The sequence below is a fragment of the Synergistaceae bacterium genome, assembly GCA_017444345.1.
GTDB lineage: Bacteria > Synergistota > Synergistia > Synergistales > Aminobacteriaceae > JAFUXM01.
Genome location: JAFSWW010000137.1, coordinates 1 through 9521, shown reverse-complemented (window position 1 = coordinate 9521; position 9521 = coordinate 1). Strand labels below are relative to the sequence as shown.

The 9521-nt window shown below is 36.4% G+C and carries 7 protein-coding genes; 5 read left to right on the top strand and 2 right to left on the bottom strand.

The window, feature by feature from the left end; translation table 11 throughout:
* The 3 genes from IJS99_10925 to IJS99_10915 all read left to right on the top strand — a co-directional run.
* A partial coding sequence (locus IJS99_10925) for an ankyrin repeat domain-containing protein (protein MBQ7562320.1) occupies positions 1–2351 on the top strand: 2351 nt, incomplete at its 5' end.
* A gap of 3 nt (positions 2352–2354) precedes the next feature.
* Positions 2355–3326: a WYL domain-containing protein gene (locus IJS99_10920; GenBank protein ID MBQ7562319.1), complete on the top strand. Its 972-nt coding sequence runs from the start codon at positions 2355–2357 to the stop codon at positions 3324–3326.
* A 64-nt stretch (positions 3327–3390) separates the two neighbouring features.
* Positions 3391–4353, top strand: coding sequence for a PD-(D/E)XK nuclease family protein (locus IJS99_10915; protein ID MBQ7562318.1), 963 nt, complete (start codon positions 3391–3393; stop codon positions 4351–4353).
* A 148-nt stretch (positions 4354–4501) separates the two neighbouring features.
* Here IJS99_10915 and IJS99_10910 read toward each other — a convergent pair whose 3' ends face one another.
* Entirely contained in the window at positions 4502–6358 is a 1857-nt protein-coding gene (locus tag IJS99_10910) for an ankyrin repeat domain-containing protein (protein MBQ7562317.1), read from the bottom strand.
* Positions 6359–6913: 555 nt separating this feature from the next.
* Here IJS99_10910 and alr point away from each other — a divergent pair.
* Both alr and IJS99_10900 read left to right on the top strand, forming a co-directional pair.
* Positions 6914–8074, top strand: a complete 1161-nt coding sequence (gene alr, locus IJS99_10905; GenBank protein MBQ7562316.1) for an alanine racemase — start codon at positions 6914–6916, stop codon at positions 8072–8074.
* A gap of 1 nt (position 8075) precedes the next feature.
* On the top strand, positions 8076–9005 hold the full coding sequence (locus IJS99_10900; protein ID MBQ7562315.1) for a class I mannose-6-phosphate isomerase: 930 nt from the start codon (positions 8076–8078) through the stop codon (positions 9003–9005).
* Positions 9006–9047: 42 nt separating this feature from the next.
* Here the strand turns inward: IJS99_10900 and IJS99_10895 are convergent, their stop codons facing one another.
* Complete coding sequence (locus IJS99_10895; GenBank protein MBQ7562314.1) at positions 9048–9488, bottom strand: hypothetical protein; 441 nt, start codon at positions 9486–9488, stop codon at positions 9048–9050.
* Between the last annotated feature and the right edge of the window lie 33 nt (positions 9489–9521).

Below are 9521 nucleotides of genomic sequence, written 5' to 3'. Positions count from 1 at the left end.
CACTGGGCGAATTATCAGACTTTGCTAAAATTTTTGAGTCGTTGATTTCTCCTGACTCGTTATTAATATGGGGTCATTCTCTCGACGAAAATATGAGCGATTCTATCACTATAAATTTTATTATAGGCATGAATGACGGCGGCTATAAAAATTATCACGAATTATTTAATCACGAACGCCCGGGAATCCTGAAAAATTTAATTATAAACGGTCTTAGTGATTTGCAAATCGTAAAAATGGGATCATATAAAAATCTTTTTGCTTCCTGCATAATGTACAGCACTCCCGAATTAGTAAAATTTTTCATAAATAACGGCCATAACCCGCGGGAACTTCAAGAAAATGGAGTCTTCCCTGAAAATATTTTTGACGAGTTAATTAATCATCACGATGAGCGCGAGACTCTCGAAATTCTTGATATAATTTTCCAAGCCGGCATAAATTTAAGCGGGAATCTTATACAGCCGTTTTTTACCCGTAAAGCCTCGCCCGAAATATACAGGTCATTTATAAAATATGGCTGGAACGTGAATTCCTGCACTCAAAGCGGAATGACAATTTTAATGTTTGCGGTTAATAAAGCAAGTCTTGAATACGTAAAAATTTTAGTTGATTCCGGAGCTGACGTAAATTTACGCGACGATGAAGGCAGAACGCCCCTGATGTATATAGATTATAATAATGATAATGAATGCACGGAAAAATTAAGATTGCTTATCGAACACGGAGCAGACTTAAATAAGAAGAATAATGAAGGGAAGAATGCTTTTATTTACGCAGCAAAAAGTATATATTACCGGCCTGAAATAGTAAAAATTTTCATAGATTCGGGAATTGATATAAACTCTCAAGATAATAACGGGCGGGATGCTCTCGAAATAATGAATCTGCAAAATAATGATTCAAGAAAACAAGAAATTTTTTATCGTGAAGTATTGCCGTTAATGATAAAGTCAGGAGCCGACTCAAAATTTTATGATAATACGAGTCTTTACGAATATAATAAATTATGCTATGAATTCAGATATATTAACAAGTCATATAATATTTACAAAATCGAATATATACGCAGATTATTTTATGACGCAATAATTAATTATGATCTTGATTTATTAGTGAGATTGCTTAATTCGTTTATGATTAGTGATTTCATAGGGGATCAATCTATAAATTTCGCATTTAGGATAAATTTATTCCCTGAGTCAAATAATAACGAGATAAAGAAAAATTTTGACAACGGGGCGAAAATTTTAAAACTTTTGCGTGAGAATGGCTTTGATATTCCCGTAATTGCTCCTGATAATAGAGAACTCACTTATATAATCAGTAAATCAAATATAAATTTAACGTCATACACCGGTGAAAGAGTGCCGGATAATATTTTAGATTTGCTTTGCTGTGCTTATTCGCCGGGGGCATTTGAGAAAATTATAGCGTCCGGAGTTAATATTAAATCCTGTAAAAATATTCTCAACGTTATAGTAAACAATTACGCCGATTATTATGAGCCTGAAAAAATTATAGCTATTTTACTTGATAACGGAGCGGATTATTCGGGGCTTGTTAATACATGGATCGGGCATTATTTAGAGTCAGGAATTTATATAAAACTTGACGACATCACGCAAATTAAAATCATTCTGCAAATTCTCTCACGTCCTGAAGTTAAAAATTTCTTGCGTCAAAAATTTTCTCAAATTGAATTTAAATGGGATAATGATTTCGGTGATTCATTATGCCGGTTTATGCTGCGTAAAATGTGGGACGATCTCGAAAAATTGCCCGGAAATATAAATATTAAGCTGATTCTTGCTGCTTGTCATGGGAATATGAATTTTATAGATTACGCGCTCAAAAATGGAGCAGATATTAATTACATGAATAATCAGGGCTTCACACCGTTAATTTATGCCGCAGTCTTCAATGATTCAAAAGTTGTCAGATACTTGCTTCAAAAAGGTGCGAGTCTTCATAATGTCCTAAAAATTTTCTTGAGGTGCTATTATCACGGGAAGGATTCTAACACTCTTTACGAGCTTATAAACGCGGGCGCAAATATTAACGAAATCTACAAAGGCGGAGTAACTCCCCTGATGATTGCCGCAAAAAATTGCGTTCATAATAACAGCGAAATAATATTAAATCTAATTGACTCAGGAGCGGACATTAACGCAAGACGCAAAAACGGAGAGTCAGCACTTAGTGTCGCCTGCAAATTTAATAATATGGACGCTGTAAAAATTTTATTAGATTCAGGAGCAGACAAGACAAATATAAATATTCCTGAAAATTTAGATTCAAGAGTGATAAATTTTTGTCCGATGTGCGGCGGGATCATAAGGAGGTATTAATTTATGCCGAAAGATATGACTTCAATACGTCATGACAGATTATCGCGTATTATGGCTTTCTTGCAGTCAAGAGCTAAGGCCTCACACGATGAAATTTTTGCGGTCGGTGAATATAAAAGCAACCGCACTTTTCAGAATGATTTATGTTATTTGCGGGGGATTTACGGAGCAAATATAAAATATGACCCCCACGAAAAATTATACTTTATGGAGAGTGCGGGAACATTTTATTTAAACTTGAAGATTACTAAACAGGAAATCACTGCACTTACTGCGGGTTTGAGTATGGCTGCCCATTTTTTGCCGCACTTGGAGGACTCCGCAAAAAGTCTCTGGGCAAAGTTTAATAATTATATCCCTGAAGAAATTATCTCGCTCGGATCTGAAATCGTAAAATTAACAATGATGTCTACTCCGGCCGCAAAGATAAATCCAGAAATATTTAATATTTTAGTCGAGGCCAAATATAATAAGAAAGCAATCGATATTATTTACTCAGCACCCGGAAAAGAGCCTAAAAAATGGACTCTATCGCCTTATGATTTCTATTTTCGCGGTAATGCGTGGTATATGGCTTCATACAATCATAAATATAAAAATTTAGGCGTTCACAGAGTAAGTAGAATTATTCGCGCAAAATTTTCAAGCGAGAAATATATTTTACCTGATACAGCGGGCTTCACTGAAAATTATATATTATCAGCGTGGCATGTTATACCGGGATTCGAGAAAAATTTTATAAGAGTGCGAATTACTGAGCCGTTAGCAGATTCTTTCAGAGAAATACAATGGCATCCTACACAAAAAATTCAGGAATGCCCGGAAGGAGGTGTTATATTAACAGCTGAAGTACCGAGTCTTTATGAAGTCGCAAGGTGGGTTATGTCAGGCGCGCCTCATATTCAAGTGATTGAGCCTGACGAGCTGAAAAATTTAGTTAGGGATTTTGCGGAGGGAATATTAAGTAATATTTAGCTACCCCCCCCCCCCTAAGTAAATGTTACAATGAATTAAAATTTTTATCGGAGGTTATAAATTAATGGACAGCACTAATTTATTTAAGTATGCTACAAAAGAACTTTCCCAAGATGCTTTTATTTGCTGGCTGATGTCATTTGCACTGAAGGAAAATCACGGCAAAAATCCGGCATTAGAGTCTTGTGCTCTCGATTTGCTTCATAAAATACCCGGCCTTGAGACTGCAAAAGAAATTTCTTGTATAGAGCGTCAATCATACAATATTGATGTCCTGCTTACTGTAGGCGATAATTATGTGATTATCGAGGATAAAGTTTACAATGATACCTACGAGGGACAAATTCCGGGTTATAAACAGAAACTTGTTAATGCAGATATTGACCCTGAAAAAATAATTTGCGTTCTCTATAAAATTTATGATCAGCCGCAGCCCGAACAATATGTAGATTACGAATTTAACCGTGAAAAATTATTGCAAATAATGCGCCCCTATAAGTCAACGAGCAGCAGCGATATATTTAATTATTACGTTGACTATCTCGAATACATCGACCAGTTCGCACAATTTGATAAATATCCTATCAGCGAATGGAGCAGCGAGGCCTACAAGAAATTTTTTACTTCACTGAAGAATGAAAAAATTTTACCGCAAGATAGAAATTTCTACTATGTCAATAATTATAGCGGAGGTTTTTGGGGATTTAGCTGGGATTTCTGCAATGATATAGACCCGTCCGGCACTATTTTTGATTCTATTTATATGCAAATTGAGAATAATATTATTGCTGTCAAGATATGTGCTGACCCTATAGAAAATTTTGACGCTCAAAAGATACAAGATGCGCGCTGGGAAATATTTAATTATTTTTCTTCACGTATTGACGGCTTTATGAAAAAAGTATTCAGACTCGGAAATTATATGACTGTCGGCTATCTTGAATACAACGAAAAGAATTATAGAGAGCAAATCTCAAAGATTCAGAAAGTTTTTGACGAAATGAGAAAAGAGCTTAGACTCTCATAACATGAAAAAATTTAATGCCCTTGATAATCTCTCATCGAGGGCAATTTTTGAATCTCATGTCAATAATAAATTTTTCTATGTTTTTCTTCAGCACTGCCATTCTTTAACGCGTTATAACGAATCTTAATAATTACAGAGAGCTATGATTTCATATAAATAACGTCGAATCCCTCAATGTTAAAGTTTTAAAATCAGCCCCGGCACTCAGCAAAACAGTTACAACCGGCAAATGATTTTCTATTGCTAGAGAGAGCGCGCTGTCTCCGTTATTTGAGACATGATTAATATTTATTCCCGAGTCGACTAAAAAATTTATAATTTCGCCGTTCACGTTTTTATTATATAAAAAACTTTCAAGCAAGCATATAAGCGCGTTTTCTCCCTTAAGATTTAAAATATTCACGTCCGCGCCGTTATTGATTAAGAGTTTAGCAATTTCTAGGCCTTTTTTTGAGGCTGACTCGTTATCTTTGCGCCAGTAATTCGCCCCGATTGCCGTTAATGCCGTGTTGCCTTCGTCGTCTTGAATATTTACATCAGCACCTGCACGCACTAATTCACGAGTAATCTTTAAATTAACCCGCCCCGCTGCCCAGATTAAAGCTGTCCTGCCGTCATTATCGCGAGCATTCAAGTTAAAGCCATGATCTATTAAATATTTTGCTATATAAAATTTTTCTTGATGAGCCGCAATAATTAAAGCAGTTCTCCCGCTGTGCTTGTCGTAAATAATGCCGTGTTCAAGCAATACTTTTAACGTGTCGAGATTATTATATTCAATAGCAGACTCTAAAGATTCAAAGGGAGTTACAAGTCTTATGTCATTATCGTCAACAAAATTTTTTATGCCGCCTGAGTCATAATCTAAGCCCCTGTCAAAGCAAAAATTTAATAATTCAGCCGTCCCGTAACGCACAACAGCCTCTATAAATCTTATCCCGAACGCCTTATCTTTGTCATTAATCGAGATTAAATCTTTCTTGAAAAAATTGCAAATTTTATCGGGCGATTCATTCCTGAACATATACTCATAAGTCTCGTAATAAATCCCCGACGGAGCCTCAAATCCGAATGAAGATATTAACGTAACTCGGACTTCTGAATCTTTTAATGTCTCGTCGAAAACATGACTCCATAAAATTTTTAGCGCAGAGTTGCATTTTTTAGGGTTTGCCCTGCTCTTTACAATCTGCACAGCCCTGTATAAATTCTTTAAAGTGAAATTTTTGCCCGTTGCTATTATTATCAAGACTCTTGCTGCCTCGCTGAAACTATATCGCAAAATCGCCCCGGCATCGTAAAAATATTCAAGCGCAGGAATTATATTTATTGAGACTTTTTTATATTCATAGCCCCTGATTGAGTCTATTGCCCTGAGCGTAGTTAATGCTATAGATTTTACGCCCTCGCCTTGTGAAGTACTAAACTCTACTGCGCCTATTTCAGAGAGAAAATTTTTTAACTTGTTGAACTTAATCGGCATTAATCCCGGCTTAGTAAATAAATAATTAATTCCCTGAACACCCCGGCAAATTCTATCGCAAAGTCCCTCATAAAATAGCCCGTTGTAATCGCCCTCTTCACTCTCAGAATAACTCAATAAAATAAACGCGTCCGTAATAGATTTAAATTTTTTGACTTTTTCCGCGCTTTCTTCATCGTCATAGGCCATATATGATAGCACAGCAGCAATATTTAATATTCCCATTTTACGAGCAAGAGTCGAGACAGTCAGGCCTAATAACATTTCACAAAGATTCTCAGTGCTTGTGAACAGAAATAATATAGAATTCCCAGCGAGATAATTTGTTAATTGCTGCGTGTAGTCTTCAGGTTTAGAGTCCGGCGAAATTCTTATAATATTTATATCAGCGTTAAAATTTTTTTCTTGATCGAAATCTATAGCTAGATAATTAATATTTTCAAGATTATATTTTTGCAGCTGCCTGAAAAAGTCCCCGCCCATTTTGCCGATAAATACAGCGATAAATTTATTACTTGTCATGAAATATTATCAGCCTTTCAAGTTTATATCATGAAATTTTATTATCTCGTTATGCGCGTATAGGGTGCAGTCGATTCGCTGAAAAATTATTATTTTGTGTTGTGAGATATAATACTCTCAAGATAAATTTTATACTTCAAAGGATGCAAATTTTACAGCTACATTTACAGCTACAAAAACATTAAAATTTTCAAGTAATAGCAAGAACTCACAGAGATAAAATTTTTTGTATAAATGCAATTTTTGAGCACGAATTTTCTTGCGATGACATAAATTTTTCATGAGAAATATTTTACATAAGACGCCCGCGTTATGTTGCCTCGTTATAGAAATATATTTTTGCGATAACATAAAATTTTTTATGAAATAATTTTTACGTGAGACTCCTGCGTGAGTTTGCCTCGTGCCTCGTTATAAAAATTTCGTGCGTTAAAATTTTTTGCGATAACATAAATTTTTCACGAAATAATATTTTACGTGCGTCCCCCTGTGTGATTTTGACTCATGATTTGCGATGTGCTGTATAATAATTTTTAAAAAAGGGGTTTTCTTGGCATGAATAATTTAGAGACAGCTACTTCACGGACTTGGGCAGAAATAAATTTAGACGAACTTGTGCACAATATTAAAATCCTGCGTGAATGCCTGAACGATAACGCAAAATTTCTCGGAGTCTGCAAGGCGAACGCTTACGGGCACGGGATGATTGAGACGGCGAAAAAATTGCAGTCTTGCGGGGCTGACTGGCTGGCAGTTGCTACTATTCCAGAAGGAGTCGAACTCAGAAAAAATAATATCTCATTGCCTATATTATGTCTTGGGCAGACACAGCCGGAATTTGCGGAAATCATGAGCGATTATAATATTTCTCAAGCTGTAGGAGATCTAGCAAACGGCCGGGAACTCTCGCGAATCCTGCAATCAGTCAAGAAAAAAATTAATATTCACGTCAAAATCGATACAGGAATGAGCCGAACCGGTTTTTACTGGCCCGATAATGATATAGATAAAGAACATACAGCGCAGGAAATTCAAGAATTATGCAATTTACCCGGCCTAAATTATGAAGGTATATTCACTCATTTTGCAGCAGCCGACGGAGATTCAAATTTTACGAATTCACAAATAGAAAAATTTCACGATGCAAGAATGACTCTCGCAAAAAAAGGACTCACTTTCAAATTATCACATGCCGCAGCGAGTGTCGGAGTCCTGAATTATTCTAATGCACATTTTGACATGGGAAGATTCGGGCTCGTCTTATACGGTTATGAATCAACAGATACGGGCAACGAAAACAGCAAACTTGATTTACATCCGGTTATGACTCTGAAATCTCGAATTACTGCCGTCCGTCATTTACCCAAAGGCACAACTATAAGCTACGGCCGCACTTATAAACTTGAACGCGATTCGATTATTGCCGTGCTTCCGATTGGATATGCTGACGGATTGCCGAGAGTTTTATCTAATAATTTTTCCGTGAAGATTCATGATACTTTATGCCCGGTAAGAGGCCGGATCTGTATGGATATGACTATGATAGACGTTACTGATTTAAATAATGTTAAAGCAGGAGACGAGGCTGTTATATTCGATGAAGAACTTGTAACGATTGCCGCGAAAAATTCAGGGACTATAATTCACGAGATTTTATGCGACCCATCAGCGCGAGTCCCTAGAGTCTATATAGAAAACGGTCAAATGAGATTATAATATGCTGCCATTCAGATTAAAGCCAGTATACAAGAATTATTTATGGGGCGGGACAAGATTATTAGACTGGGACAAAATTCCGGAAAAATTGCCGCTTGCTGAGAGCTGGGAACTTGCAGCACATAAGGACGGAGATAATATAATTCTTGACGGTGATTTAAAAGGTTTGACTCTCTCAAGTGCTATAAAAAAATTTCCTGAAATAGTCTCGCCTTCATTTAAGCCGACTCAAAGATTCCCGTTAATGGTAAAATTAATTGACTCTAAGCAGGCACTATCTATACAAGTTCACCCTGATGATAATTACGCGCTCAAACATGAAAACAGCCCCGGAAAAATTGAAATGTGGTACGCTCTTGACTGCTTAAATGATTCTTATATTTATTTAGGATTCAAGAAAAAAGTTACTCGTGAAGAATTCAATAACGCGATAATAAATAATACATTGCCCGAATTGCTGCAAAAATTTCACGTCAAAAAGGGAGATACTTTTTTTATACCGGCCGGGACTGTTCACGAAATAGGAGCAGGAAATTTACTCGTTGAAGTTCAGCAGAATTCTAATATTACATACAGAGTCTATGACTTTGGCAGGAGGGACTCAGACGGGAATCTGCGCGAATTACACGTAAATAAAGCCTTAGACGTTGCAAATTTAGAGCCGATTAACCCCGAACCGCCCGGAAAATCTGAAAATATTTTAGTTGACTGCGAAAATTTTAGAGTCGAACGAGTCTACTTGCAAGAAATTTATCACGGGCAAATAAATAATTGCTTTAAATTTATATTATGCGTGTCAGGCCGGGCAAAATTTGAATGCGGCGATTTTGAATGCGAACTCAAACAAGGAAGTAATATTTTTATTCCTGCAAATTGTGAAGAGTCTTTTACGTTGAATGGAACGGGAGAATTTCTCATCACATCAGAATAAATAAATCAATCCCCCTTTTTAGCGCGAGGGGGGAATATATTTTTACTTGTTATACCAGCCTGAGCCGTATTGATCAAAATTTTCCGCTGTTGTCCAGCCGATATATTCAACTAGGGCGGCCATTGTCGCAGCGTTTACAGTATTTCCTAAAAATGGAATCCAGCCTAATATCCATTCTGACGCGATTCGAGCTGCTATTGTTCCTGCAAAATGTTTTAATATAATTATTCCTATTTCTGCCTTTGCCTCGCTAATTCTTATGTCAAATACTTCTGCAAGTTCCCAGACCATTCCGCCGACAATTACAGCAAGTGCAGTATTATCAGCTCCCGGAGCTTGAGCCATAGCAGCCGCCGACCCTGATGCAAGAACCGCAGCAGTATGAATTATAAATTTACACTCTTTTTCTTGTTCAGGAGTCATTGCCATAACCGGAGCAGAAATCATAATGAAAATCAACAGCGCGAGAAAAAATTTTTTCATGATTAAGACCTCCCATATAAATATAAATAAAGT